The following is a 26,028-nucleotide window of genomic DNA, read 5'->3' as shown; positions in this document are numbered from 1 at the left end:
TCTATGCGTCTTCATGAGGAAAACCAGGCGCCACTCTCCGCCAGCCACCATGCACCGGTGGCGCTGGCTGTGGCGCTGATCCCCGGTTTTGGGCAGTTCTATAACCGGCAATGGGCCAAGGGAATACTGTTTTTTATCATTCTTATTTGTTTCGCTGGCGTGTTCTATGATTTCCTGCGTCAGGGATTATGGGGTTTATATACGCTGGGCGAAGAAGTGCCGCGTGATAACTCGATATTCCTGTTAGCCAAAGGCATTATCAGCGTATTGATTGGTGCGTTCGGCGTGGGCTTTTATTACTGGAGTCTGCGCGACGCCTGGGCAAACGGTAAACGTCGCGATCAGGGGTTGGAATTACCCAGCGTGCGCAAGCAATATCATTTACTGCTGCGTGAAGGTTTTCCGTATTTAATGATTACGCCGGGCTTTATTTTGCTGGTGTTTGTAGTGGTCTTCCCGATTATATTCGGCTTCTCGATTGCGTTTACCAATTACAATTTGTATCACACGCCACCGGCTAAATTAGTCGACTGGGTGGGGTTCAAAAACTTTATTAATATCTTCACGCTGAATATCTGGCGCTCGACATTGCTGGACGTCTTGCAATGGACGGTGGTCTGGACGGTGCTGGCGACCACGCTGCAATGTACGGTTGGCGTGATGCTGGCAATTCTGGTGAACCAGAAAGATTTGCGTTTCAAGGCGCTGATCCGCACCGTACTGATTTTGCCTTGGGCGGTGCCGGGCTTTGTCACCATTCTGGTGTTTGCCGGTATGTTCAATGACTCGTTTGGGGTGATTAACAACGGCATTCTGGCTGCTTTGGGTATTGAACCGAAAGCCTGGCTGACGGATCCGTTCTGGACCAAAACCGCGCTGATCATGATGCAGACCTGGCTGGGTTTCCCGTTTGTATTTGCGATGACCACCGGCGTATTGCAGGCTATTCCCAACGATTTATATGAAGCGGCGACCATGGACGGGGCAAGTACCTGGAAGAAACTGAAAACCATTACGCTGCCGCTGGTCTTATATTCCATTGCGCCAATTATTATCACGCAATACACCTTCAACTTTAATAACTTCAATATTATCTATCTGTTTAATAACGGTGGCCCGGCAGTGGCCGGTTCTAATGCAGGCGGAACGGATATTCTGGTGTCCTGGATATATAAACTCACCATGTCATCTTCGCAATATGCCATAGCCGCGACTATTACGATTTTGCTGTCGATATTTGTGGTCGGTATTGCGCTATGGCAATTCCGCTCAACCAATTCCTTTAAACAAGATGATATGGCGTAACCGGGAGAAGGGCATGAGTAAGAACAGCAGTATTAAAAGAAACCGGTTTATTCGCCTGGGTCTGAGTTATTTCCTGTTGCTGATTGTGGCGGTGATCATCATTTATCCGCTGATCTGGACCGTCGGCGCCTCGCTGAACGCCGGTAACAGTCTGCTCAGCACATCAATTATTCCGGAGAACGTGTCGTTCCAGCATTACAAAGACCTGTTTAACGGCGAAGTGAATTACGTTGGCTGGTACTGGAACTCGATGAAAATCAGCTTCCTGACCATGATCCTGACGCTGATTTGCGTCAGCTTCACCGCCTATTCCTTCTCGCGCTTTCGCTTTAAAGGCCGTAAAGACGGGCTGATGCTGTTCCTGTTATTGCAGATGATCCCGCAGTTTTCGGCGCTGATCGCCATCTTTGTGCTGGCACAGTTGCTCGGTCTGATTAACAGCCATCTGGCACTGGTGCTGATCTACGTCGGCGGCATGATCCCGATGAACACCTATCTGATGAAAGGCTATCTGGACGCGATTCCGAAAGATCTGGATGAATCAGCGCGGATGGACGGCGCGGGTAATTTCCGCATTTTCATCGAAATCATCATGCCGCTATCGAAACCGATACTGGCGGTGATCGCGCTGTTCTCCTTCACCGGACCGCTGGGGGATTTCATTCTTTCCAGCACCATTTTACGCACACCGGATAAGTACACCTTACCGATTGGCCTGTACAACCTGGTCGCGCAAAAAATGGGTGCCAACTACACCATGTACGCCGCAGGCGCGGTACTGATCGCCGTGCCGGTCGCCATTTTCTATCTCGCCTTACAAAAATACTTCGTTTCCGGCCTGACGGCTGGCAGTACAAAAGGATAATCCGATGACTTTCTTTTCTGAGAAGATTTTCAAAAAAAGCGCAATGGCCTGCGTGCTGCTGGCGATGTCATTTTCAACGGTGGCACAGGATGTGGTGATAAAAAAAGTCGCCAACGTCCCGGCAGATTTTATCAAAGGCGCGGATATCTCGACGCTGATTGATGTGGAAAAACACGGCGGTAAGTTCTTCGATCAGAACCACAAACAGACCGATGCGATGGTGATCCTCAGACAAAACGGGTTCAACTACGTGCGCCTGCGCTTGTGGGTGGATCCAAAAGACGCGCAAGGGCATCCGTACGGCGGGGGCAATAACGATCTGGCTACCACGCTGGAGCTGGCGAAACGTGCCAAAGCGCAGGGCTTTAAAATCCTGCTCGATTTCCATTACAGCGATTTCTGGACCGATCCTGGTAAGCAGTTCAAGCCGAAAAGCTGGGAGAAAATGGATTATCCGCAGCTGAAAACGGCCATTCACGATTACAGCCGCGAGGTGATTGCTAAATTCCGCGAGCAGGGCACCGTGCCGGATATGGTGCAGGTCGGCAATGAAATGAACGGCGGGATTTTATGGCCGGAGGGCAAAAGCTGGGGCGCGGGCGGCGGCGAGTTTGACCGTCTGGCCGGACTGCTGAACGCCGCGATTGCCGGTGTCCGCGCTGATGAAAAAAATCCTACTGATATCAAAATCATGCTGCATCTTGCCGAAGGCACCAAGAACGATACTTTCCGCTGGTGGTTCGATGAAATCAATCAGCGCAAGGTGCCTTACGACGTCATCGGCTTGTCGTTTTACACCTACTGGAATGGCCCGATTTCCGCCTTACAGGCCAACATGGATGACATCAGCAAACGCTACAACAAAGACGTAATCGTCGTCGAAGTGGCCTACGGCTACACCACCAAAAACTGCGACGCCGCTGAAAACAGCTTCACCGAAAAAGAAGCTAAAGACGGCGGCTATCCTGCCACGGTTCAGGGGCAGGCTGATTTCCTCAGCAACATGATCAAAAGCCTGGTCGCCGTGCCGGATCATCGCGGCAAAGGGTTGTTCTACTGGGAACCGACCTGGATCGCCGTTGATGGCGCAGGCTGGGCGACACCTGCCGGTATGACCTATATCAACGACCACTGGAAAGAGGGCAATGCCCGCGAAAATCAGGCGTTGTTCAGCTGTGACGGTCAGGTACTTCCTTCCATCAACGTCTTCCATTAATCCCTTTTTCCCCGGCATCATTGGCCGGGGAGTTTAACTTTCTTAAAGTTCCTAAGGACCCAAGCATGACGAAATTTCCTCTTCTGAGCAGTAAGATTTCCGGGCTGTTGCATGGCGCGGATTACAACCCGGAACAGTGGCTGGAAAGCCCTGATGTCCTGATCCGCGATGTCGAAATGATGAAAGAGGCTCGTTGTAATGTCATGTCTGTCGGGATTTTCAGCTGGTCGGCGCTGGAACCTGAAGAAGGCCATTTCACCTTTGGCTGGATGGATCAGGTGCTGGACAGGTTGCATGAAAACGGCATCTCGGTATTTCTCGCCACGCCAAGCGGTGCGCGGCCTGCATGGATGTCGCAAAAATACCCTGAAGTTCTGCGCGTGGGACGCGACCGCGTAAAAGCGCTGCACGGCGGGCGTCACAATCACTGTATGAGTTCGCCGGTGTATGCCGAAAAAGTGCAGCTGATGAACAGCGCGCTGGCGAAGCGTTACGCCCATCATCCGGCGGTGATCGGCTGGCATATTTCCAACGAATACGGCGGCGAGTGTCATTGCAACCACTGTCAGGGACGTTTTCGTGACTGGCTGAAAGCCCGTTACGTCACGCTCGATGCGCTGAATAAAGCCTGGTGGAGCACCTTCTGGAGCCACACCTATACCGAGTGGGCGCAGATTGAATCGCCATCGCCGCAGGGCGAAAGCGGCGTTCACGGCCTGAATCTTGACTGGCGTCGTTTTAACACCGATCAGGTCACGCGTTTTTGCAGCGAAGAAATCCGCCCGCTGAAAGCGGAGAACCCGGCGTTACCGGCAACCACCAATTTCATGGAATATTTCTACGATTACGATTACTGGAAACTTGCCAGCGTGCTGGATTTCATCTCGTGGGACAGCTATCCGATGTGGCACACCCGCAAAGACGATATCGGCCTGGCGGCGTATACCGCGATGTATCACGATCTGATGCGCACGCTGAAACAGGGTCAGCCCTTTGTACTGATGGAATCCACGCCGAGCTTCACCAACTGGCAGCCGGTCAGCAAACTGAAAAAGCCGGGTATGCATATTCTGTCTTCTTTGCAGGCGGTCGCTCACGGTTCGGATTCGGTGCAGTATTTCCAGTGGCGTAAAAGCCGCGGTTCTTCTGAGAAATTCCACGGCGCGGTTGTCGATCACGTCGGACACATTAATACCCGCGTTGGGCGCGAAGTGTCGGAACTGGGCGGAATTTTATCCGCGCTGGCACCGGTAGCGGGCAGCCGTGTGGAAGCGAAAGTGGCGATTATTTTCGACTGGGAAAGCCGCTGGGCGATGGACGATTCCCTCGGTCCGCGCAATCAGGGGCTGGAATATGAATACACTGTCGCCGGACATTATCGTGCGCTGTGGGCGCAGGGCATTGCGGTGGATGTAATCAACGCCGACTGCGAATTAAGTAGCTACGATCTGGTGATCGCGCCGATGCTGTATATGGTGCGTGCAGGCGTCGGCGAGCGGATCACCGCATTCGTGCAGGCCGGTGGACGCTTCGTCGCGACCTACTGGAGCGGCATCGTTAACGAAAGCGATTTGTGTTTCCTCAGCGGATTCCCGGGGCCATTGCGTCAGGTGCTCGGTATCTGGTCGGAAGAAATCGACAGCCTGACCGACGACCAGCACAACAGTGTCAGCGGCGTCGAAGGCAATGCACTCGGGTTAAACGGTCCGTACCGCGCCAGCGAACTGTGTGAAGTGATCCACCTGGAGGGCGCGGCTACGCTGGCGACTTACGGTGATGATTTCTACGCCGGAACGCCAGCTGTGACGGTGAATCTGTTTGGCAAAGGGCAGGCATATTATCTGGCCTCCCGAAACGATCAGACATTCCACGCAGATTTTTACACCGCGCTGGCGCAGGAAATGAAGCTGCCACGGGCGCTGGAGGCAACGCTGCCGGAAGGGATGACGGCGGCGCGACGCACTGACGGTGAAAGTGAATTTATCTTCCTGCAAAACTATGCGGCGCAGAGTCAGACAATCACGTTAACCGCGGATTACAGCGACATGATTCACGGTGGCACTTTACCGCGCAAACTGACGCTTCCGGCATTTGGTTATCAGATCCTGACGCGTCGTTTATCTGCCATTTCTTAACCCGTTATTTTTAATACTGACGTGCAATCAGGTTTCCCGGTTGCACGTTTTTTTTTCATTCCTGAAAGAGAGTGTTGATCATGGTAAATATTAAAGACTTTATGCATGTATTCTCTGCGAAGAATAAAACCCCGGAAAATGAAGTGCCACCCTCCACTGACGTAGCGTTATTAATTGATGCGCTCGGCGGTCGCGATAATATCGTGAATGTTGATGCCTGTATTACCCGCCTGCGCGTAACGGTAAAAGAACTCAAACGGGTGAACTCCGGTGCTATCCAGCAAACCGGCGCGATTGGCGTGGTGATTATCGGTCAGGAAGTACATGCGATATTTGGCAAACAGTCCGACAGCCTGAAAAAATTAATGACTGAAAAGTTTGGCTTAAAAAGTAATTAAGCTCTGTTATTTAAATAACGCCAAAAATAAAGGCAGCCCGACACAAGGCTGCCTTTATTGTTTCTGCTTTTTATAAAATATAATAACGATGCTGCTGTGCGGAGAAAAAACGTAACGATCCCCTACAAGAGAAATTAAGTTTTTATCTGTCGCTTTATCACAATGAGGATATTTCTTTTTGTACAATATGACTTCACATTTCCAAAATTATTGGAGTTGTAGCCAGGCGGCAAGTGAGCGAGTCCCGATGAGCTGACTGAAGTCAGTGATTCGGGTGAGTAAACGCAGCCAACGCAGCAACAGCTTCAAGAATGAAGGAAATTTACCACCACGCTTCCACCTGAACTCCAAAGTTCCACGTATCCGCTTTAGTATGGTCGTCAAACGTATCGCCATGCTCAGAATCATTCAGATAAGACGCGAACACGCGCAGTTCAGGGCGTGACATAAACTCCGGACCGGCCGCCAGACCCATTGCCAGCGTATATTTCTGACCGCCTTGTTTGTAGTTCGAACCGTTCTTGTAATCATCTTTCTGGTAGAAGGTACCGACTTCGCCGATGGTACGCACATAATCGGTCCACTGATATTGCGCACGACCCACCAGAGATACCAGCTCAGTGGTGTCGGTGTAATCGGTGATGTTTTCGGCATGGCCATACGTCAGCACGTGGTTGAGGCTGAACTTGCTGGTGATCGGAATAAGGCCGGTGATGATGCCGCGATAACCGGTGGCGTCATTGGTGTAGTTCCACATATCGTACCAGCCGCCGCCCTGCGAAATCATATTCTGCGCCAGACCTTTGTTGGCGTACTGCAACACCAGTTTGTTGTAGCCGCCCCACATATCCTGACTGATTTCGCCGGTCAGCATCACGCCGTTATCCGCGTCGTAAAGGCCGCCGTACTCTTTCTGATCATGCGACAGGTTTGGCATAGCGTAGTCGGCACCGACTTCCATCCACGCGCCGCTCCACGGTTTGATGCCGGCATAACGTACGTCGATGTAGTTGATGTTCACGTCGTTATTGCCGTCCACGCGGTAATCCACGTCATTCGCATCGCCGCGGATCCACGCCAGAGACAGCGCGCCTTCGCCCATTTTCAGGTTTTCAATACCGGCACCGGCACCGGAAATATTCCAGTATTTGGTATCGATGATGTGCAAGTCGTGGCGCTGGTAATAACGTTTACCGCCCCAGATCACCGCATCTTTATCCCACGGCACCAGCCCCTTTATTTGCAGATTTAGCTGACGCAGACCGAACTGTGCATCGTCATCGACTGTGCTTTCATCATCATTCGAACCGTCAGACACCATGCTGACCATCGAATCGACATAAAAACTCACATCGTCTTTTTTATAGACTTCGCTGCCCAGTTCTACTTCGCCGTATGTGTCGTTTTCGTTGCCCAGACGCCCGACCTTGTTTTTCTGGAATTGCTCCAGACTGCCACCGCCAGAAACCCCCAGCCCCGAACGCAGATATCCATGAAAATCAATATCATTAGCCATTGCAGGGCCTGCTGTGATGGCGAGCGAAACCGCCACAGCCAGAGTGCGTAAGTTGTGTTTCATTTTTTTTCCTTATGATTGTATGACGTTCACATTTACGAAATGTATAAGATACCCAGAAACAATAATGATCAATTTTACATATTGTGAAATGTGATATATGTCTACAACTTATGCGTTAAAGATAAAGTTGAAGTGATGTAAATCACGATTGTATGCAATGTTAACGTATAACTTATGCAGCCGGAGGGTGTCCGGATTGAACTTTTAAATGAGATCCCGTACTTTGGCTCGATTATCATAGAATTATGCAAAATCACGGGTTGCGGTCTGGGGAAAGAATGAAATCAAAAAGTTCGACATTAGAAGATGTTGCCCGCTATGCCGGTGTTTCGTATCAGACGGTGTCGCGGGTTTTAAACAAGTCGGCCAATGTTTCGGACGCCACGCGTCTGAAGGTCGAGCAGGCCATTGAAGTATTGCGCTACGTGCCAAACCGGCTGGCGCAACAACTGGTTGGAAAACAAAGCTTTACCATCGGACTGGTGACGACATCGCTGGCATTGCACGCGCCGTCACAGATTGCCGCTTCTGTGAAGAAATATGCTCATCAGGCCGGGTATCAGGTGCTGATTTCCATGATTGATGAAGACGTCAATCAGAGCATCCAGGACTCCATTAACGAGCTGAAATCACAGCGCGTCGAAAAGGTCATCATTAATATCCCGCTGGAAAGTGCCGAGGCGGAGCGAATTTATGAAAATAACCGCGACATTCTTTGTCTGTTTTTAGATGTCGATCCGACCAGTCCGGTATTCAATGTCTGCTTCAATCCGGCGGACGGCTCACGGGCCAGCGTGGAATATTTGCTGAGTCTGGGACACCGTGAATTTGCCTTACTGGCGGGGCCGGATGATTCGGTTTCCTCACGTTTGCGGCTGCAAAGCTGGCAGGAAACGCTGGCAGAAAAGGGCATTGTGCCGGTGACCGTGATCCACGGTGACTGGAGCGCAAAAAGTGGTTATTACAGTGCATTACAGATGCTGCGCGAAACGCCGCAGTTTACCGCCATACTTGTCGGGAATGACCAGATGGCGCTGGGCGTGATCAGCGCGCTGCATCAGCACAATGTGGCTATCCCGCAGCAGGTTTCTATCGTGGGCTATGACGATACGTATGACAGTGCATTCTTCCATCCGGCGCTGACCACGGTATCGCTGGATCTCGATTTGCAAAGTAAAGAAGCGGTTGAACATCTGCTGGCTGAAGACAATGACGGGATGCCTTCCAAAGTGCTGCCCGCCAGACTGGTGGTAAGAAACTCTGCCAGTGCGCCGGGTGTGCAAGATAAGGATCTTAATCAGATAGCCGACCAGCTCGATATTCTGGCCAGGCAGTTGCGCGGCCAGTGATAAACCGGTTAAATCCCCGGACTATGTTAAGCAAACGACTGAACAGCAAAAGGAAGTGAAGCAATGACGTTATGGCAGAGTTATGTGCAGGGCTGGAAAAAGTATGTGGATTTCCGGGGACGTGCGAGCCGCAAGGAGTTCTGGACCTTTGCGCTGGGCAATTTGCTGATAATTATTTTGCTGACAATGAGTGTGTCATTCGGGTTCACGCTGGTGGGAAATCCTTACAGCGTTTTCTACGCGGGCGTCGCTTATACCCTGTTTGCACTGGCGACGGCATTACCGCTGCTGGCGGTCGGCGTCAGGCGCATGCATGACATTAACCGCTCCGGCTGGTGGTTTGGCGGTGTTTATCTGGCAGGTATAGTCTCGCGTTTGCTGAATTCCATCCTGATGGAATACGCGTCACCGGAAACGTATGTCTGGATGAAAATCACGCTGGGCATTGTGCTGGGCTGGATCCCGCTGCTGGTGATGGTGTTTCTGTGTTGCCAAAAATCTCAGCCTGCACCGGCAACCCAAACCCGTATTGTGGAGTAACGCTACACCGGATGTACTGTTCCGCAGTGAATAAGAACGGTTTGCCGCCAGTTGCGCGGCAAACGTCTCAGGTTTATTTCTGGCATCGCGTTCATGGCGGAAAACCCATCAGCACGGTGGCAATCGCCAGTAAATCAGCACTGCCGCCGGGGCTGAGATGGCGGGCAATCAGCTGCCTGTCCATCTCCTGCAAATCCTCTTTCTGCCAGCCTTTTTTCAGCAACCGGCGGGCATAATCCTGCACGAAATGCAGTCCGTTCAGACCACCACGTGATACCAGATTAGTGTCAGGGTTATACGCCATCAGACGCAGCAGGGCATTCAGGCTGCGGCGCTCAGGATTATTTTCCTGATACCAGTAAGGTAAAACGTGACGGCGCAGGGTGAGGAATCCGCTCTGCACTTCGCCGCGTGCTCCGGTCATGCCGTGTGCCACAAACAGCCGTTCACCCGCCGTCACCGGCTGGTGACAGCTTTGCAGTTCACGCTCAATCAGCCCTTGTGTCATGGCAGCCACTTCGCGACATATCCCGCGACGGGTCAGTGGCTGGCGATGCGTGCTGATCCTGCCAGCCGCTGTACATAACAGTCCCAGCGAAAAAATACCGCCTTTATGTGTATTCACGCCCTGTGTGGCGCCGAACATGGCCTGTTCACAGGCAATTCCGGTCGGACGGATGCGCATCAGCATTGCCTTTGCAGGTTGCAAAAAATCCTGCTGACCGAGAGCGTAAAACTGATGCAGCCACGGCGTGATGGCATCGATGCTGCGCAAAAAAAGCGGCAAATCCATGTCACTGTGCGAGCCATTATTGATACTGTCCACCAGCCCTGGTTTCGGTGTCAGCCAGACTTCGCTGCGCAGGGCGTCAGCCGCCAGCGTGGCAATGCAGACAGCAGAAAGGGGCTCAGAGTATGCGATGCCAGCCATCAATCAGCGCCTCCACTTTTTGCATCACTTCAGACAGCGGATGTTTACGCGAGCGGGCGCACGCGTGGGCGGGGCCGTCGCAAACCAGACAGCGGCGGCTGGCATTATCCAGCGAACGGCGGCCAACAACGCCTGCCTGCGGACAGATAACATCGAAATCCCATAAACGCCCGAGTGCGTGAGAGTGTTCCAGTTCAACCGTGGCCGCTTTCACTTCTGGCGCATAATGTGCCACACACCAGAACGCTTCTGCGCCTGTCGGGAGCCAGAAAACCTGATGCTTCAGCACCGGCCAGCCGTGTTGAAGCAACATGACATCAGCCTGTTGCAGTGCTTCGCGCATGACCTGACGCCAGTCAACAGAATCTTTTACCGGCCCCGGCGTCACCAGCGTGAGTGAAATCAGCGGTTGTTCGAATTGTGTCAGCCAGTCGGTTTGCCGTCTGGCGCGCAGTTCCTTTGCGGCCAGCAAATCCTCCAGACTGACGCCTGCGGGTGCAGGCGTCACAATAGTCATTATGCGTCATCTCTGACCTGATGAACGACGTCGATCACGCTGCCGTCGCGATAGCGGATCACGCCGACGATGCGGTCGGTGAATGCAATCGGTTTCGGCTCACCGCTCAGAGAAATGGCGCGCTGGTATAACGCTTCGATATCCATCACTTTCATTCCGGCGTCTTCCAGCCGCTGGCGGATCTCCGGTCGCGCAGGATTCACGGCGATACCGTGGTCAGTCACCAGCACATCAATGCTTTCCCCCGGTGTCACGCGGGTCGTGACCCGACGGACGACCGTCGGAATGCGGCTGCGCAGCAACGGCGCGACGACAATGGTCAGATTGGCGGCACTGGCCACATCGCAATGACCGCCGGAAGCACCGCGCATCACGCCGTCGGAACCGGTGATCACGTTGACATTGAAACCGGTGTCGATTTCAAGTGCGCTCAGAATAACGATATCCAGCTGATCGCAACTCGCCGCCTTGGCTCCCGGATTGGCATAGACGTTGGTGGAAATCTCGATGTGTTGCGGATTACGGCTGAGCGATGCCGCCGCCTGACCGTCAAAACATTGTGTATCGAGCAACGTTTCAATCAGCCCTTTTTCATGTAAATCCACCAGGCTGCCGGTGATACCGCCGAGGGCAAAACGGGCGGTTATCTGGTGGCGTTCCATTTTTTCTTCCATGAAACGGGTGCAGGCTGTGGCCGCTGCGCCGGATCCGGTTTGCATCGAAAATCCGGGTTTGAAATAGCCTGAAAATTCGATGACTTCAGCGGCCGTGCGGGCAATCATCAGCTCCCGCGGGTTGCTGGTGACACGGGCGGCACCGACGCTGATTTTGGCCGGGTCACCGACCTGCTCGACTTTGACGATGTAATCCACCTGATCCTGTAGCAGGCTGGCGGGCATATTAGGGAAGGGCACCAGCTCTTCCGTCAGCAGCACCACAGTTTTAGCGAATTGCGCATCGACCATCGCGTAGCCCAGCGAACCGCAGCAGGATTTTCCGTGCGTGCCGTTGGCGTTACCGAATTCGTCGCTGCACGGCACGCCGAGAAATGCGACATCGATGTTCAGTTCGCCATCCTGTAGCAATTTTACCCGCCCGCCGTGCGAGTGAATTTGTACCGGTTCTTCCATCAGTCCGTGAGAAATGGCGTCGGCCAGTTTGCCGCGCATTCCGGAGGTGTAAATCCGGCTGATGACGCCGCTGCGGATATGTTCAATCAGCGCATCGTTGCAGGACATCAGCGAACTGGACGCCAGCGTGAGATTTTTAAAGCCGAGTTTTGAAAGCATAGCGACTACGTTATTAATGACCTGATCGCCTTCACGAAACGCGTGGTGGAAGGAAATGGTCATACCGTCTTTCAGGCCGCTGCGGGCAATCGCCTGTTCCAGTGAAGTGCAAAGTTTACGGTGCAAACGGGCATCGGGATCAGAAAGATAAGGTGTCGTCCGGTGCGCACCATCAAAGGCAACCAGGTGTTTTAACTGCGGATATTCGCTGTGCAAAATTTCAGTTAAATGACTCATTGTATTGATATTCCTGTGCAAATTTGAGGGCTAGCGGCGGACGCCAGACGCACTGGCGCGTTCCAGCACTACCTGCGCGTGATTAATGATCGGACCATCGATCATCTTGCCGTTGAGCGAGATCACCCCCAGCCCTTTGCGTTCACCTTCTTCGGCGGCGGCAATCACCCGTTTCGCATAATCCACGTCTTCCGGGGTCGGTGCGTAAGCGTTATGCAGCAACTCAATCTGACGCGGGTTGATCAGAGATTTTCCGTTGAAGCCCATTTTGCGGATCAGTTCGACTTCGCGCAGGAAACCGGCTTCATCGTTGATGTCGGAATACACCACATCGAAGGCATCAATGCCCGCCGCACGGGCCGCGTGCAGCAGGGCGCAACGGGCATAAAACAGCTCTGTGCCGTCGCCGCGTTCTGTCTGCATATCCATCACATAATCGAAAGCTGCCAGTGCGATGCCGATCAGGCGCGGTGAACAGCGGGCGATCGCCACGGCATTGATCACGCCAATGGCCGATTCAATGGCAGCCATAATTTTGGTGGAGCCCGCTTCGCGACCACACTCTTTTTCGATGCGCTCTATATGTGCTTCCAGCTCAAAGATATCTTCCGGCGTATCAGTTTTCGGCAAACGTACGATATCCACGCCTGCGCGTACTACGGCTTCTAAATCTTTAAGGCCAAACGGTGTGCTGAGCTGATTGATGCGCACTACGGTTTCAATATCGCGATACATCGGGTGTTGCAGCGCATGAAATACCAGAATGCGTGCGGTATCTTTTTCGCGCAGGGAAACAGCATCTTCGAGATCAAACATGATGGAGTCCGGGCGATAGATAAACGCGGTGGAGAGCATGGCGGCGCTGGCTCCGGGCAGGAAAAGCATACTGCGGCGCAGTTTCTTCATCGTAATGTCTCCCAGTTAATCTCTTCGGCTTGTGCAGCACGCATTACCGCACTTTGAACGCGCGCGCGGATCACACAATCAAGCGCGCCCTTGTCGTCGATAATCAGCAAACCTTCAGTGACCGCGAGGGCGCTGAGTGTTTCATTGACGACGCTGCGGATTTGGTCGCCAAACTGTTTGATGACTTCACTGTTGATGATCACCGTCAGCTCACTGGCCGGGGCGATTTTTACCAGCAAATCGCTGGATTCAACCGTTCCTGCCAGCGCCTCCTTCATAATTTTCATTCGTTTTTCCTGCAGTTAACAAAGTGAGGGTGAAATAGTGAGTGCGTCGTCGTGCGTCGTTTCAACCGCCGCCGTGACGCAATAATGCTGTTTCAGGTGCGCATAAGTGCCGGGCGGAACGATGTCGCGTATACGGGCCAGCTGCTGCGTTTTGAGCAATGCGCGCACTTCGGATGCGGAAATGGCTCTGCCGCTGGCATGGCGTTTCCGTGGCAATTCGATAACGCTCAGTGGCGGTGAGGCCGAGCGGCCGGGCGTTTCCAGCCAGTCATGCATGTCGCAGTTGTACTGATGGGTGACCGGACAAAAAGGCTCGCTGCCGACAAACCGATGGGTAATGCCTAATGCCGGAGCGATGTACTGACGAAAAATCAGCAAATCCATCACGCTCCATGCCTGATTGACCAGCCCGGCATCCTTGAGGAAATAACCGGGAAAGGTCGCGCGCGAAATCAGATATTCCGAACCGGCATGCACGGTCACGTTAGGCAAATCCGCGACGCCCTGACGCACCATTTCAAGCCGTTCCTGAAACGGGAAATACGACACGTCTTCGCTGACCACAAACACATGCAGCCAGTCACAAGTGGCGGCCGCCTGTTCTGCCAGATAACGGTGGCCGAGGGTAAACGGATTAGCATTCATCACCACCGCACCGATACGCTGACCGTGGTGAAGGTGACGTTGCAGCGAACGACAGTAATGACTGATACCCACCGGCGTGTTTTCCATCAGTACGGCCACATCATCCCACTGCACCAGCGGATAAAATCCGCAGCCGCGAAAACGCTCCAGATTGGCAGGGCGGGTATAGAGAAACAGATGAAAATTACCGCGCTGAACCGCCAGGTTCTCAACTTCACCGAGCAATCTGGCGCTGAGATTTTCACCGCGCCAGCCGGACGCGACGGCGACGCATTTAATGGTGTTACTGACCAGACCTGCGCAGCCGACTACACGGTGGCCTGAACAGGCCACCACAAACTGTTCAATGTCATCATCCATGCCCAGCTGACTTTGCTGAAGCAGGGCACGAATGTCCTCAATCATGCCTTTTGGTGGCTTGCTGACAGAGATGACGTGAAAGTCAGGCGTATTACGACTGAACATAAGCCGGGCTCGCGTGACGACGGGGGGCAATCTTCATGTCTGCTGCGACAATCACATTGCTCAGATGACCAATCTTTTCGATTTCCACTTCAATGCGGTCGCCGGGTTTCATAAACAGCGGCGGCACACGTTTTTTGCCCACACCGCCGGGTGAACCTGTGATGATCACGTCACCGGCATGAAGCGAGGTAAAGGTGCTGATGTATTCAATCAGTTCAGCCACTTTGTGGATCATGCTGCAGGTGTTGTCGTCCTGCACCATATTGCCGTTGAGCCAGGTACGGATTGCCAGCGTGTGCGGATCGGGGATCTCATCGGCGGTGGTCATCCACGGCCCAAATGCGCCGGTCTGACGCCAGTTTTTACCGGCGGTAAACCACGTGTGCTGCCAGTCGCGGGCGGAACCGTCCATGTAACAGCTGTATCCGGCGACATGCGACAGGGCGTCTTCACGTGCGATATTTTCCCCCGCAGAACCGATAATCACCGCCAGTTCACCTTCATAGTCAAACTCAACGGAACGGCTCGGTTTGATGATGGGGGAGGCATGACCTGTCTGAGAATCAGCGAACCGCACAAACAGCGTCGGTGCCGGATTATGCTGATCAAACTCTTTGCGCTTTTCGGCGTAGTTCATGCCGACACAGAGAATTTTCTCCGGATTCTGAATCACCGGCAGAAACGTGATGTCGGCGAAATCCAGATCAGCGGGCAGGGCGGCGAGTTCCTGAGCCTGCGACAGCGCATTGCCTGCCAGCAGGGCTTTGAGGTCCGGATAACGCTTCCCGAGATGACGACCGAGGTCGATCATGCCCTTGTCGGTCGCGATGCCGTAGGACTTGCGCCCCTGATAGAGATAGCTTGCCAGTTTCATATTAGGTCCTGATTTAAAGAGATTTCACACAGCCTCAGACGAGGAAGTTGCCGAGCACCAGCAGCGACACGGAGACATTGATCGCGCCGCCGATGCGGGTGGCGATTTGCGCAAATGGCATGAGTTGCATACGGTTACCGGCGGTCAGGATCGCGACATCACCGGTTCCGCCCTGACCGCTCTGGCAGCAGGAGACAATGGCAACATCAATCGGGTGCATACCAATTTTCTTGCCAACGAAGAAACCGGTCGCAACCAGCGCCGCAACGGTGCTGACGATGACCAAAAGATTAGAAAGGGTGAATGCGGCGACCAGTTCATTCCACGGTGTGATTGCCACACCCACGGCGAACAGAATCGGATAGGTAACAGATGTCTGGAAGAATTTGTAAACCACCTGAGAACCTTCCAGCAGGCGTGGTGAAACGCCGTGCGCCAGTTTCAGCGCAACCGCCGCAAACAGCATGCCGACAGGTGCAGGAAGACCAATCAGTTTGTGTAACAGCATGCCCACCATATAAAGCAGAACGGCCAGTAACGCGCCTGCGGCAATGGTGGTGACATCAACTTTACCGCCGGTGCTGCTCAGTTTGCTGCTGTCAGCGGTGGCATTTTTGGACGTCGGCATCAACTGGCCTTCGCCGGTCAGATGCGGATAGCGTTTACCTAACTGATTGAGTGAGCCGGAAATAACGATAGCGGTCAGACCACCCAGCATGACGATCGGCAGAATGCGACCGAGCGCCACACCCTGATCCATATGCAGTAATGCCGCGTAACCGATGGAAAGCGGAATAGCCCCTTCACCGACGCCACCGGCCATAATCGGCAGGATCAGGAAGAAGAAAATCTGGAAGGGTTCCATGCCCAGCGCCAGGCCAACGCCCATGCCGGTTAACATGCCGACCACTTCACCGCACAGCATCGGGAAGAAGATGCGCATGAAACCCTGGATCAGCACTTTGCGATCCATGCTCATAATGCTGCCGACGATAATGCAGCAGATATAGAGGTAAAGAATGTTGGTGCTTTTATAGAACTTAGTGGTGGATTCCACTACCACATCCGGCAGCAGGCCGTAATAGACCAGTGCGGAAGGGATAAAGGTGGCGCAAATCGCCGCCGCGCCCATCTTGCCGATGAAAGGCAGGCGCTTACCGAACTCACCGCAGGCGAAACCAAAGAACGCTAAAGTAGCGACCATCACCACAATATCGCTGGGCAGTTTTCCATCAAGGCAATCAATGGCGATCAGCACGCCAGCCATGACAAATAAAGGCAGTGGAATAATGCCGATCTTCCAGGTGTCGAGAATATGCCACCATTTTTCTTTTAATGAGAGCTGTTTTGCGGGTGAAGATCCCGCGGGAACAGAATAGGTGTCGTCGGTTGTACTCATGATGAATCCCCTGTGTCAATTTGTGCAGGGAGTGTAAGAGAGATAATGCCCGCTAATATGTGAGGTGCCACAAATTAGAAACGGTATTTTAAAGGAGTGAAAGGTTTTTATGGTTTTAATTAAATTCATAAAGTGGCTGAGTTTATTTTTTCGTGGTTTTTATGGTGTTATTTGTAATTATAATATTGCTGTTAATTTATGGTGAAATAACTGTTGTGAATTATGTATCTCGCCACCCGTGGCTTGCTTTGGCGGGCGATGTTCTGCGGCACGCCTCGCAACTTTTATTCTCCACTCTGACTGGAATACCGCCCGGTGATAATATCCCTGCACTGTTATTAATATCACTGTTTGTTTACAGGTTGCCTGATGCGGTTTCGGCCTTCTTTTCAGATAAAACTTTTTACTTATCTTGTTATGTTATTTATGGCGCTGCTTTCGATAGTGGGCATTTATTACTATCAGGATATTCAGAGACAGTTGTATGACGATATGGGTATTCGTGCAAAAGTTCAGGCAGACGAAATTGCACTTATTCCCTCATTAATAAACGCAGTTGAAAATAAGGATATTTCAGCAATTAACCATTTAATGAAGAATGTCTCTGCACACAGTGATGCCAGTTATATGGTGATCGGCGACGGGAAAGCGATGCATCTGTTTCACTCCATCGATGCCGACAGGCTGGGGTCAACGCTGATCGGCGGTGATAACAAAGAGGTGCTGGCCGGTAAAAGTACCACCACAATCAGGCTGGGAGGCGCCGGATTGTCATTGCGCAGCAAAGCACCCATCCGCAATGCTGAAAATCAGGTGATCGGTATCGTCTCGGTCGGGTATCTGACCAGCCACATTAATAGCCTGACACTCGAGAAAGTGATCAGCATTTTACTGGCCGCAGCCACGTTGCTGGTGGCGTTGTTTACTTTCTCCTGGTTTTTCTCCCGCTCGATCAAAAAGCAGATGTTCTCGCTGGAACCGCGCGACATCGGTCTGCTGGTGCGTCAGCAAAAAGCCCTGATGGAGTCTATCTACGAAGGCGTGATCGCCATTGATGACCAGTTTCGCGTGGCGGTGGTCAACCAGGCCGCTAAAAAATTACTGAATCTGGATGCGCCGTCGCGTGAATTGCGCGGTCTCCCGCTTCAGCAGGTCATCGTTCCGGTCGGTTTTTTCACTCCGCAGGTGATGCTGGAAAAAGATATTCACGATGAAATTTGCCTGTTCAATAACCTGACGGTGATCGCCAGCCGGGTGCGGATCATGCTGGAAAATCAGCTGCAGGGTTGGGTGATTACTTTCCGCGATTGCAGCGATATCGACCGGCTCAGCATCCAGCTCAGTCAGGTGCAACGTTATGCCGATAACCTGCGCATCATGCGTCATGAACAGCTTAACTGGACAGCGACGCTCGCGGGTTTGTTGCATATGGGGCGTTATGACGAGGCCATACGCTACATCGAGGCGCAATCAGAAAATGCACAGGAAATACTGGATTTTGTCTCGGCGCGTTTTTGCTCACCCAGACTGTGCGGATTGCTACTGGGTAAATATGCCCGTGCCCGTGAAAAGGGCGTCGTGCTGGAGTTTGATCCGGCCTGTGAGATAACCCGGTTGCCGGCAACACTGAGTGAAACTGAGCTGATGTCAGTTATCGGAAATCTGCTGGATAACGCCATTGAAGCTACGCTGCTGCGCGGTAGCGAGGCAGGGCCGGTCGAGGTGTATATCGTTTGCAGCCAGGATGAACTGGTGATTGAAGTGGCAGATCACGGAGTGGGTATTACGCAGGAACGGCGGGAAGACATATTTTCGATGGGTGTGACTTCAAAGCCGGAAGGGGATCACGGCCTTGGGCTGCATCTGGTCGCCAGCTATGTCAGCCATGCTGGCGGCAGTATTGAGGTTTCCGACAATGTGCCAACCGGTGCTGTTTTCTCTGTTTTTATCCCCAACGGTAACGGAGTTCCAGGTCATACAGCAGAGTACCTTCAACCGGAAAATACGGAAGTGAGTAAATGATGCAAGCTGAAATAATTGACGTAATGATTGTGGAAGATGAAAACCGGCTGGCACAGCTTTATGCCGAACTTATAGACAATCATCCCTGGCTGAGACTGGCGGGTGTAGCAACAACGTTGCGCGAAGCCAGAGAACTTATAGAAGCAAAACGACCGCAGCTCCTGCTGCTGGATAACTATTTACCTGACGGTCAGGGCATTTCATTAATTGAAAATGACCTGCTTAAAAAGACCCACTGTTCGGTGATCTTTATTACAGCGGCCAGTGACATGAACACGTGCAGTCAGGCGATCCGCTGCGGGGCTTTTGATTATATTTTGAAGCCTGTGTCGTGGAACCGGCTGCAACAATCGCTGGAGCGTTTTATTCAGTTCAGCCAGACGCAGCGTGCCTGGAAAGTGGTGGATCAGCAAAACGTCGACAGTCTTTACCAGCTACAGGCGAAGGATTTTACGCCGAAAGCGGGCAATAAAGGCATCGAGGAAAATACACTTAATCTTGTGGAAGGTATCTTTATCCAGGAGAGCGGGCGTTGCTATTCAGTGGATGAAGTGGTCAGTGAAACCGGTTTGAGTAAAACCACTGCCCGGCGTTATCTTGAACATTGTGTGCAGAAAGGAGATTTGAAAGTCGAAATGCTGTACGGGAAAATTGGCCATCCCCGCCGGATGTACCGGCGGGCGTAGCAGTCAAAACTATTCGGTTCTTTTCGTTTTCGGGTATTTCCACAGCCAGCGACCGCTCGCCATGCGCCAGTAAAAGAATATTCCGCGCACGATCCAGTCGAGGAACATCCCCAGCCAGATGCCAACCACGCCAAAACCAAGAACAATACCGAGGAAATAGCCCACCACAATACGACAACCCCACATGCCGAGCATCGAGACGTACATTGTGAAACGTGCGTCACGTGCGCCTTTTAGTCCTGCAGGTAATACCCAGGACGCGGCCCAGAAAGGCATAAAGGCGGCGTTCAGCCAGATGAGGATTTTTACGACGTCGATAACGTCTTGTTCATTGGTGTAAAACCGCGCCAGCAATCCGGCAAACGGCACGGAAAGGAACGCCAGCACGCACAGCCCGAAAGTGGATAACCAGAATATGTGGCGCAACTGGCGCTCGGATTGAGCAATTTGCCCTTTACCCAGGCGCGTACCGACAATGATGGTAGAAGCTGACCCCAGGGCATTCCCCGGCAGGTTGATCAGTGCGGCAATCGAGAAGGCAATAAAGTTACCGGCAATGACATTGGTGCCCATGCCCGCCACAAAAACCTGTGTCAGTAATTTACCGCCGTTAAACAGCACGGATTCAATACTGGCCGGGATACCGATGCCCAGCACTTCACGCAAAATATTGGTATTAAGTGGCAGGAAATAACTTTTCAGGGAGATTTTCAGCGAAGGGTTGAAACCGACCATCAGCACAAAAATGACCGCAATCGCACCGATATAACGGGCGATAGTCAGCCCCAGACCGGCACCGATAAAGCCCAGACCGTGCCAGCCAAAACAGCCGTAAATCAGCACGCTGCTGATCACCAGATTGAGGATGTTCATCCCGCCATTCAATAACATCGGGATTTTGGTGTTGCCCGCACCCCGCAGCGCACCGGAACCTATCAGTGCGATGGCCGCCGCCGGATAACTCCAGCTACTCATTTGCAGATAAGACAGCGCCAGTTCTTTGACTTCCGGCTCCGCATTTCCGGCGATCATGTCGATAATCACATGCCCGGAAAATTGCAAAAGTATGGCCAGAAGCACCGCGAAAACGGTCATGATGGCCAGCGACTGACGGGCAGCAGCGCGGGCGCGTTCATGGTCGAGTTTTCCCAGACTGAAGGCAACGACAACGGTAGTCCCCAGATCGACCGCCGCGAAGAACGAAATCACCACCATGTTAAAACTGTCGGCCAGGCCAACGCCCGCCATCGCTTCCTTACCCAGCCAACTGACCAGAAAAGTACTCAGTACGCCCATCAGCAGGACGCAGGCATTCTCAAAAAAGATCGGGACAGCGAGGGGCGTTATTTCGCGCCAGAACAACGTGCGGTAAGAACGCCGTTTCGGATACCAGGGCGTGCGCTCGATGGCTTTGCGCAAAGAGACGATGACGTTTTGCAAGAGAGTTCCAGTGTGGAAGAAAGTAGAACAGCGTTTTAATTTATGATGGTAAAAGACTCCGCAATATGCAAAGTCTTTTTATGGAAATCCTTAATTCCCCGTCATATTTCGTGCCGCAGATGCGCTGGCTGCGTTTAACAACCCGAATCACTGACTGAATGTCAGCTCATCGGGATTATCAAACTTGCCGCCTGCCTGCAACCCGAACTATTCAGGGGAGTTCAGAGTGGTTTTCAGCGGAAAGGCGGCTCATTAAACGTGCGCAATTTGCGTGAATGCAGATGATCGCCTTCGGCGCGCAGCAGGTCGATAGCGCAGATGCCAATTTGCAGATGTTCTGAAATGGCGCCTTCGTAGAATTTGTTCGCCTGGCCCGGCAGTTTGATTTCACCGTGCAATGGCTTATCCGATACGCACAGCAACGTGCCGTAAGGCACACGGAAACGGTAACCTTGCGCGGCAATTGTCGCACTTTCCATATCGACGGCCACGGCACGGCTGAGATTAAAGCGCAGTGCCGACGCGGCGTAACGTAGTTCCCAGTTACGGTCATCGGTGGTCACAACCGTACCGGTGCGCAGCCGTTGCTTCACTTCCTCACCCGGCATTCCGCTCATTTTTTTCGTTGCGTCGTAAAGTGCGCGCTGCACTTCAGCGATGCTCGGGATAGGAATATCTGGCGGCAGAACGGCATCCAGAACGTGATCGTCACGCAGATAGGCGTGTGCCAGAACATAATCACCAATCGACTGCGTTTCACGTAATCCACCGCAGTGACCAATCATCAGCCATACGTGTGGCCGTAAGACGGCCAGGTGATCGCAAATGGTTTTGGCGTTCGCCGGACCCACGCCGATATTCACCAGCGTAATACCCGAGCCGTCGCGGGCAATCAGGTGATAGGCAGGCATCTGATGCTTTTTCCAGGCCAGATCAGACACTGCCTGTTCCGGATTCTGCGTCTCTGCGGTAATGAATACACTGCCCGCGCAGGCCAGCGCCTCGTAAGGACTTTCAGGATCGGCAATCTGCGCGCACGCCCAGCTGACGAATTCATCCACGTAGCGGGTGTAGTTGGTGAAAAGTACATACGGCTGAAAGTGTTCGATCAGTGTGCCGGTGTAATGACGCAGGCGCGCCAGCGAGAAGTCCGCCCGCAGGGCATTAAAATGCGACAGCGGGAAGATATCGCCGGGATAACTGAGGCCATCTGCGGTTTCATCGCCAATTTGCGAGAGTTCGGTGGTCGGAAAATGCTTCGCCAGACCCGCGCTCATTGAGCGGTCAAGCATCAGATCTGAGCCGTCAATCACGTAGGAATACGGGATTTCCTGCTGGGAAGGGACGACTTCAATTACCGCTTCATATTCCTCTTCCAGCAGGGACAGCTGCTCGAGCAGATAGTGACGGAACAATTCAGGGTGCGTGATGGTGTTGGCATAACGGCCGGGATGGGAAAAACGGCCATAAGCGCGGGTCGGGTTTTTAGCGGGCGTTACGCCGTCCCAGGTGACACGTAATTCCGGGTAAACAAACAACCCGGCGGCACGCGCACTGATGTCAGGCAGTGTCCCCTCAACGATGAAGTCTTTAATCGCCACCCGCAATGCGGCCACAGAGCTGTTATACATCTCTTCGAGCTTCTCAATCGCCTGTGAAGCGGTGAGGGACTTGTTATCCATACGTTTTCCTTTGTGCTTCTTTCGTCATCATTCACTCTAAATATGGCTTGTCTGCGCGCTGCCGCCAATGTTTTATTCGCGCAACTGTTCCGGATGATGCTTTTTTAACAGGTGGCGGTTCAGTGCGGCTGAGACGTTTTCATAAACATCGCCGTGAGGGCCGAGAGCACACAACCGGCCATCAGGTAGATGGCGACAGAATGCCATTCCCCTCCTGAGAAATTCAGCAACGCAGCGGCAATAAACGGCGTAAATCCACCGCCGACCACGCTGGCGACCTGATACCCCACACCCGCACCGCTGTAGCGGTAACCCGCGCCAAACATTTCCGTGAACATCGGTTGCTGGACGCAGACCACCATATCGTGGGCGATATTTGCCAGCAGCAACGAGAAGATAACTACGCCAACAATGGAGCGGGCTTCCAGCGCCATAAAGAACGGGAAGGCGCTCAGTGCGCCAACGAGTGCGCCGGTAATGTAAATGCGGCGACGCCCGTAACGGTCTGCAAGCCAGGCAAACAGGGGAATAGTCAGGCAACTGATACCGCCGACCAGCAGTCCGATATTCAGAAACAGTTCACGCGACATCCCAAGGTTGTGCGTCGAATAGTTAAGTGCAAACGCGGTGACAATGTACATCGTCAGCAATTCACACAGGCGCAGGAGGATGATTTTCAGAAATGCGCCGGGATGGCGGAACAGTGCTTCGAATACCGGTAAGCGTTTTTTTGCTTCTTTTGGCTGCTCTTCCTGAGCGCGTTCAAACTCGACCGACTCTTCCATACCGTTACGCACCCACAGCGCGCCGAGTACCAGCACAACACTGAACAGGAACGGCAAACGCCAGCCCCAGCTCATGAACTGCGCATCCGTTGTCAGGCTGCTTATCAAAGACACCAGACCGGTTGCGAGTAACAGGCCGACGCCATAACCCATCTGAATGCCGCTGCTGTAGAAGGCTTTTTTTCCGGCAGGCGCACTTTCGACAGCCAGCAACGCTGCGCCGCCCCATTCACCCCCGACGGCAAACCCCTGAATAGCGCGCAGCGTGACCAGCAGCGCCGGAGCCCACCAGCCAATCGTCGCGAAAGAGGGAAGAATACCGATGCACGCGGTGGCGATGCCCATGATCCAGACGGTCATCATCAGCATCCGTTTGCGGCCCAGACGATCGCCGAAATGGCCGAAGACAATGCCGCCGAGCGGGCGAAAGAGAAAGCCGACGCCGAAAGTAGCAAATGCGGCGAGCGTGCCCATTGCCGGGTCGATTTGCGGGAAGAACTCGCTGTTAAACACCAGCGCTGCGGTGATGCCGTACAGCAGAAAATCGAACCAGTCTACGACTGCGCCAACGAAGCTGCCCCAGGCAGCCCGGCGGGCACGGTTATGTGAAATTATCTCCTCATCGGGGCGGGGGGCGGTGAGCATGGAGTCCATAATTGTCCTGTCTGTTCCTCAGATTTCTAAACTTTTAGTTATTAGCGTTTTTATTTATTAAAACAGTTAAGCGGGTTTCATCTGGCGCACAGCAAAATAAAACCGCTACTGAGACTACAGCGTCAACCGTCAGGTTAAAAACGCTTTTGCAAAGTGAAGGGAATTTAATGCGGGGAAGGAGGCTGACAGGGGTTTTACAGGAAATTTCTCATTCAGAACGGGCTGGCATTGCGGGCTTCTATCCGCTCCAGGCTGACAGGGTGTACAAAGTGCAGTTCGCTGGCGTGCAGCATCAGCCGCGGAGTCTGTTCTGTGCCGGGCAGCAGGCGGCCGCCATACAGGTCACAGCCTAAAATAGGATGACCCATCTGCTGGCAGTGGATGCGAAGCTGGTGAGTGCGCCCGGTTTCCGGCATCAGCTGAACCCGTGTTAACGGCAGCGACGTTCCGTCCTCCAGCTTATGATAAAAGCGCTCAACCACCTGATAGCCGGAGCGGGCAGGCTTGCCAGTGATTGCACAAATCGACATCAGCGGGAACAGCGCCGGGTCTTTGGCAATCGGCGCGTCTATCACCCCTTCATCATCTTGCAAATGCCCGCAGAGCAATGCGCTGTAGATTTTGGTCACGGTGCGCTGGCTGAACTGCTGGCAGAGGGCAGCATTTATCGCTTTATTACGGGCGAGCACCATCAGACCGGAAGTGCCGAAATCCAGACGATGGATCAGGGTGCAACCGGGGAATAGCTTTACCAGCCGGTGATGAACAGAATCCAAATTTTGCGGATTTTTCCCAGAGAGACTGAGTAGTCCGGAGGGTTTATTGATAAGCACCAGATGCTCGTCCTGAAAGAGGATCTCAATCGTTTCATGGCACGGCGGGGCAATAAAGGTATCAATAATCGCAGACATCAGACTAACCGGCGGAAGAGTGGGACCGGATGATAACGAATTTTAAAGCAGGTGGCGACCTGTCGGGCAGGTGAAGAGTGAAACACACCAAAGCAAAACGCCCGCTTAAGTTTCCTTAAGCGGGCGTTTCTGGTCAGGCTCAGTCAGTAATTAACCCTGAGAATCCAGTGAATTATCAGAGTAAAGATTCAAGCTTTTGTCTTGCCTGAGTCGTCAGACGTTTAATGCCGAGTGATTTAGCCATTTCAGCAATCTTGTTCTCTCCACTGGTGTCCAGCGCCAGCGCGCACAGTTCTTCGCTGGGAATGGCATCAACCAGCCGGATATCATTTTCTGTTGCTGGTAAGCGATAGCTATTCCAGTCGGCACGCTGACCGGCAGATAGCCAGACAAAATTTTCGCCATAGTGATCGGTAGCAATATGATAGTGCTTATCGACGACCTCCATCACACGTTCCCTGATCAATCTGCCGGCCCGGTTAAAACCGTGAACCCGGGAAATTCGTTGTATTAACGTGGTTTCAAGAACAGGTGATTCCGTTGTCACTACGGCCTCAATGAGGCCGTTGAGCGTTTCATTGTATTCAGGGTCATAAAATTTCTCGGCATTAGTTTTGCTGCTCCATTCCTGCAAATCATTGATCTTGTACTTACCCGTAGGGGAGATTTTCGCAATATCCGGGACGACAGAAGAGGCATATTTTATGGCAGGCACTGGGCTGCCAATATCGTCATTTTCCGCCTCCTTTTGCCTGACCCTCTCAATGGGGGCTGCAATTTCTTCATCATTTGCCACAGGTGAAATCAAACTTGCGACTGAATAGACCCTAGTTTCCTAGACTGTTCCGTGCCTCATGAACCAGGCACTTTCATAAGCTGCAGGGGGTTGATCCTCACAGGCACTGTGGCGG

General features: G+C 52.8%; 23 protein-coding genes. 9 read left to right on the top strand and 14 right to left on the bottom strand.

Annotated elements, in window-relative coordinates; genetic code table 11:
* The first annotated feature begins 3 nt into the window (after window positions 1–3).
* The 5 genes from EC840_RS10685 (at window position 4) to EC840_RS10665 (ending at window position 5,919) form a co-directional block, all read left to right on the top strand.
* Window positions 4–1,305, top strand: coding sequence for a sugar ABC transporter permease (locus EC840_RS10685; protein ID WP_132965653.1), 1,302 nt, complete (start codon window positions 4–6; stop codon window positions 1,303–1,305).
* Window positions 1,306–1,318: 13 nt separating this feature from the next.
* Window positions 1,319–2,170 carry a sugar ABC transporter permease gene (locus EC840_RS10680; RefSeq protein WP_013574912.1) on the top strand — a complete coding sequence of 284 codons (852 nt, stop codon included), beginning with the start codon at window positions 1,319–1,321 and terminating at the stop codon, window positions 2,168–2,170.
* Between the two features lie 64 nt (window positions 2,171–2,234).
* Complete coding sequence (locus EC840_RS10675; RefSeq protein ID WP_243701064.1) at window positions 2,235–3,386, top strand: arabinogalactan endo-beta-1,4-galactanase; 1,152 nt, start codon at window positions 2,235–2,237, stop codon at window positions 3,384–3,386.
* 65 nt (window positions 3,387–3,451) lie between these two features.
* Window positions 3,452–5,521 carry a beta-galactosidase gene (locus EC840_RS10670; protein WP_132965247.1) on the top strand — a complete coding sequence of 690 codons (2,070 nt, stop codon included), beginning with the start codon at window positions 3,452–3,454 and terminating at the stop codon, window positions 5,519–5,521.
* Between the two features lie 80 nt (window positions 5,522–5,601).
* Window positions 5,602–5,919 (top strand): glucose PTS transporter subunit EIIB, encoded by a 318-nt coding sequence (locus EC840_RS10665; RefSeq protein ID WP_112289867.1) that lies wholly within the window; start codon window positions 5,602–5,604, stop codon window positions 5,917–5,919.
* 322 nt (window positions 5,920–6,241) lie between these two features.
* Here EC840_RS10665 and EC840_RS10660 read toward each other — a convergent pair whose 3' ends face one another.
* Window positions 6,242–7,498, bottom strand: coding sequence for a maltoporin (locus tag EC840_RS10660; protein WP_112289868.1), 1,257 nt, complete (start codon window positions 7,496–7,498; stop codon window positions 6,242–6,244).
* Between the two features lie 278 nt (window positions 7,499–7,776).
* On the opposite strand from EC840_RS10660, the gene EC840_RS10655 reads away from it, so the two are divergent.
* Together EC840_RS10655 and EC840_RS10650 are read left to right on the top strand one after the other, a co-directional pair.
* Window positions 7,777–8,847 (top strand): LacI family DNA-binding transcriptional regulator, encoded by a 1,071-nt coding sequence (locus EC840_RS10655; RefSeq protein ID WP_129639768.1) that lies wholly within the window; start codon window positions 7,777–7,779, stop codon window positions 8,845–8,847.
* Window positions 8,848–8,910: 63 nt separating this feature from the next.
* Complete coding sequence (locus EC840_RS10650) at window positions 8,911–9,387, top strand: DUF805 domain-containing protein (RefSeq protein WP_129639769.1); 477 nt, start codon at window positions 8,911–8,913, stop codon at window positions 9,385–9,387.
* A gap of 91 nt (window positions 9,388–9,478) precedes the next feature.
* Here the strand turns inward: EC840_RS10650 and citG are convergent, their stop codons facing one another.
* From citG to EC840_RS10610, 8 genes are read right to left on the bottom strand one after another with little or no spacing between them, the layout of a single operon-like run.
* Window positions 9,479–10,318: a triphosphoribosyl-dephospho-CoA synthase CitG gene (gene citG / locus EC840_RS10645; RefSeq protein ID WP_132965245.1), complete on the bottom strand. Its 840-nt coding sequence runs from the start codon at window positions 10,316–10,318 to the stop codon at window positions 9,479–9,481.
* Window positions 10,296–10,835: a citrate lyase holo-[acyl-carrier protein] synthase gene (gene citX, locus EC840_RS10640; protein ID WP_132965242.1), complete on the bottom strand. Its 540-nt coding sequence runs from the start codon at window positions 10,833–10,835 to the stop codon at window positions 10,296–10,298. Before citX ends, citG begins: the two co-directional genes overlap by 23 nt.
* Window positions 10,835–12,361 carry a citrate lyase subunit alpha gene (gene citF / locus EC840_RS10635; protein ID WP_132965240.1) on the bottom strand — a complete coding sequence of 509 codons (1,527 nt, stop codon included), beginning with the start codon at window positions 12,359–12,361 and terminating at the stop codon, window positions 10,835–10,837. The genes citX and citF overlap by 1 nt, the downstream gene beginning before the upstream one ends.
* Window positions 12,362–12,391: 30 nt before the next feature.
* Window positions 12,392–13,267: a citrate (pro-3S)-lyase subunit beta gene (gene citE / locus EC840_RS10630; RefSeq protein WP_132965238.1), complete on the bottom strand. Its 876-nt coding sequence runs from the start codon at window positions 13,265–13,267 to the stop codon at window positions 12,392–12,394.
* Window positions 13,264–13,554 (bottom strand): citrate lyase acyl carrier protein, encoded by a 291-nt coding sequence (citD, locus tag EC840_RS10625; protein WP_112289882.1) that lies wholly within the window; start codon window positions 13,552–13,554, stop codon window positions 13,264–13,266. Before citD ends, citE begins: the two co-directional genes overlap by 4 nt.
* 15 nt (window positions 13,555–13,569) lie before the next feature.
* Window positions 13,570–14,664 carry a [citrate (pro-3S)-lyase] ligase gene (citC, locus tag EC840_RS10620; protein WP_132965236.1) on the bottom strand — a complete coding sequence of 365 codons (1,095 nt, stop codon included), beginning with the start codon at window positions 14,662–14,664 and terminating at the stop codon, window positions 13,570–13,572.
* Entirely contained in the window at window positions 14,651–15,538 is an 888-nt protein-coding gene (locus EC840_RS10615; protein WP_132965233.1) for a fumarylacetoacetate hydrolase family protein, read from the bottom strand. Before EC840_RS10615 ends, citC begins: the two co-directional genes overlap by 14 nt.
* A gap of 34 nt (window positions 15,539–15,572) precedes the next feature.
* The gene (locus EC840_RS10610; RefSeq protein WP_120161342.1) at window positions 15,573–16,937 is read right to left on the bottom strand and encodes a 2-hydroxycarboxylate transporter family protein; all 1,365 of its coding nucleotides are present in this window, start codon (window positions 16,935–16,937) and stop codon (window positions 15,573–15,575) included.
* A gap of 369 nt (window positions 16,938–17,306) precedes the next feature.
* Between EC840_RS10610 and EC840_RS10605 the strand changes: the two genes are divergently transcribed.
* Complete coding sequence (locus EC840_RS10605) at window positions 17,307–18,959, top strand: sensor histidine kinase (RefSeq protein ID WP_132965232.1); 1,653 nt, start codon at window positions 17,307–17,309, stop codon at window positions 18,957–18,959.
* The gene (locus EC840_RS10600; protein ID WP_129640096.1) at window positions 18,959–19,645 is read left to right on the top strand and encodes a response regulator; all 687 of its coding nucleotides are present in this window, start codon (window positions 18,959–18,961) and stop codon (window positions 19,643–19,645) included. Before EC840_RS10605 ends, EC840_RS10600 begins: the two co-directional genes overlap by 1 nt.
* 9 nt (window positions 19,646–19,654) lie before the next feature.
* On the opposite strand, the gene EC840_RS10595 is transcribed toward EC840_RS10600, so the two are convergent.
* From EC840_RS10595 to EC840_RS10575, 5 genes are all read right to left on the bottom strand, one after another.
* Window positions 19,655–21,085, bottom strand: a complete 1,431-nt coding sequence (locus EC840_RS10595; protein WP_129639778.1) for an EmmdR/YeeO family multidrug/toxin efflux MATE transporter — start codon at window positions 21,083–21,085, stop codon at window positions 19,655–19,657.
* Window positions 21,086–21,318: 233 nt separating this feature from the next.
* A complete protein-coding gene (locus tag EC840_RS10590) occupies window positions 21,319–22,767 on the bottom strand; it encodes an AMP nucleosidase (protein WP_120161347.1) in 1,449 nt (482 codons plus the stop codon).
* 119 nt (window positions 22,768–22,886) lie between these two features.
* Entirely contained in the window at window positions 22,887–24,206 is a 1,320-nt protein-coding gene (gene shiA, locus EC840_RS10585) for a shikimate transporter (RefSeq protein ID WP_129639779.1), read from the bottom strand.
* A 212-nt stretch (window positions 24,207–24,418) separates the two neighbouring features.
* Window positions 24,419–25,117, bottom strand: coding sequence for an RluA family pseudouridine synthase (locus EC840_RS10580; protein WP_132965230.1), 699 nt, complete (start codon window positions 25,115–25,117; stop codon window positions 24,419–24,421).
* A 175-nt stretch (window positions 25,118–25,292) separates the two neighbouring features.
* Entirely contained in the window at window positions 25,293–25,913 is a 621-nt protein-coding gene (locus EC840_RS10575) for a DUF3320 domain-containing protein (RefSeq protein WP_243701053.1), read from the bottom strand.
* Between the last annotated feature and the right edge of the window lie 115 nt (window positions 25,914–26,028).

Source organism: Rahnella sp. JUb53 (assembly GCF_004346065.1).
GTDB classification, from domain to species: Bacteria; Pseudomonadota; Gammaproteobacteria; order Enterobacterales; family Enterobacteriaceae; genus Rahnella; species Rahnella variigena.
This window is presented reverse-complemented; position numbering and strand designations above follow the sequence as displayed.

Bases quoted from the DNA above. Each gene is read 5' to 3' on its own strand.
- citC (WP_132965236.1), bottom strand. From the start codon at position 14,664: ATGTTCAGTCGTAATACGCCTGACTTTCACGTCATCTCTGTCAGCAAG.
- citD (WP_112289882.1), bottom strand. From the start codon at position 13,554: ATGAAAATTATGAAGGAGGCGCTGGCAGGAACGGTTGAATCCAGCGAT.
- citF (WP_132965240.1), bottom strand. From the start codon at position 12,361: ATGAGTCATTTAACTGAAATTTTGCACAGCGAATATCCGCAGTTAAAA.
- EC840_RS10610 (WP_120161342.1), bottom strand. From the start codon at position 16,937: ATGAGTACAACCGACGACACCTATTCTGTTCCCGCGGGATCTTCACCC.
- EC840_RS10655 (WP_129639768.1), top strand. From the start codon at position 7,777: ATGAAATCAAAAAGTTCGACATTAGAAGATGTTGCCCGCTATGCCGGT.
- EC840_RS10680 (WP_013574912.1), top strand. From the start codon at position 1,319: ATGAGTAAGAACAGCAGTATTAAAAGAAACCGGTTTATTCGCCTGGGT.
- EC840_RS10670 (WP_132965247.1), top strand. From the start codon at position 3,452: ATGACGAAATTTCCTCTTCTGAGCAGTAAGATTTCCGGGCTGTTGCAT.
- citG (WP_132965245.1), bottom strand. From the start codon at position 10,318: ATGGCTGGCATCGCATACTCTGAGCCCCTTTCTGCTGTCTGCATTGCC.
- EC840_RS10650 (WP_129639769.1), top strand. From the start codon at position 8,911: ATGACGTTATGGCAGAGTTATGTGCAGGGCTGGAAAAAGTATGTGGAT.
- EC840_RS10665 (WP_112289867.1), top strand. From the start codon at position 5,602: ATGGTAAATATTAAAGACTTTATGCATGTATTCTCTGCGAAGAATAAA.
- citE (WP_132965238.1), bottom strand. From the start codon at position 13,267: ATGAAGAAACTGCGCCGCAGTATGCTTTTCCTGCCCGGAGCCAGCGCC.
- shiA (WP_129639779.1), bottom strand. From the start codon at position 24,206: ATGGACTCCATGCTCACCGCCCCCCGCCCCGATGAGGAGATAATTTCA.
- citX (WP_132965242.1), bottom strand. From the start codon at position 10,835: ATGACTATTGTGACGCCTGCACCCGCAGGCGTCAGTCTGGAGGATTTG.
- EC840_RS10660 (WP_112289868.1), bottom strand. From the start codon at position 7,498: ATGAAACACAACTTACGCACTCTGGCTGTGGCGGTTTCGCTCGCCATC.
- EC840_RS10615 (WP_132965233.1), bottom strand. From the start codon at position 15,538: ATGAAACTGGCAAGCTATCTCTATCAGGGGCGCAAGTCCTACGGCATC.
- EC840_RS10675 (WP_243701064.1), top strand. From the start codon at position 2,235: ATGTCATTTTCAACGGTGGCACAGGATGTGGTGATAAAAAAAGTCGCC.
- EC840_RS10685 (WP_132965653.1), top strand. From the start codon at position 4: ATGCGTCTTCATGAGGAAAACCAGGCGCCACTCTCCGCCAGCCACCAT.
- EC840_RS10580 (WP_132965230.1), bottom strand. From the start codon at position 25,117: ATGTCTGCGATTATTGATACCTTTATTGCCCCGCCGTGCCATGAAACG.
- EC840_RS10600 (WP_129640096.1), top strand. From the start codon at position 18,959: ATGCAAGCTGAAATAATTGACGTAATGATTGTGGAAGATGAAAACCGG.
- EC840_RS10590 (WP_120161347.1), bottom strand. From the start codon at position 22,767: ATGGATAACAAGTCCCTCACCGCTTCACAGGCGATTGAGAAGCTCGAA.
- EC840_RS10605 (WP_132965232.1), top strand. From the start codon at position 17,307: ATGCGGTTTCGGCCTTCTTTTCAGATAAAACTTTTTACTTATCTTGTT.